Origin of the sequence: Arthrospira sp. PCC 8006, from assembly GCF_046480465.1 — a bacterium.
Taxonomy (GTDB): Bacteria; Cyanobacteriota; Cyanobacteriia; order Cyanobacteriales; family Microcoleaceae; genus Limnospira; species Limnospira platensis.
This window is the reverse complement of sequence record NZ_PKGG01000672.1, coordinates 1-240: the sequence shown is the minus strand read 5'-3', so window position 1 is coordinate 240 and position 240 is coordinate 1. Positions and strand designations below refer to the sequence as shown.

1 pseudogene is annotated in these 240 nt (G+C 56.5%); it reads right to left on the bottom strand.

Going from position 1 to position 240, the window contains the following annotated elements:
- Positions 1–18: 18 nt before the first annotated feature.
- Positions 19–240 (bottom strand): annotated as a pseudogene (locus B9T16_RS29815) (Uma2 family endonuclease); the annotation flags it as partial.

Below are 240 nucleotides of genomic sequence, written 5' to 3'. Positions count from 1 at the left end.
ATTGGTGGTTAAAGGGGATTACATAGCATCAGGGTCAATGCCTAATTCCCGCAGTTTTTCGGCTAGGCGGTTAGCGCGTTCTGCCTCCTGTTGGGCGCGTTCTGCTTCCCGTTGGGCGCGTTCTGCTTCCCGTTGGGCGCGTTCTGCCTCCTGTTGGGCGCGTTCTGCCTCCTGTTGGGCGCGTTCTTCGGCTTGTTGGCGATCGCTCTCTMATTCGATATAAGTCGAGAATTTTCGCCC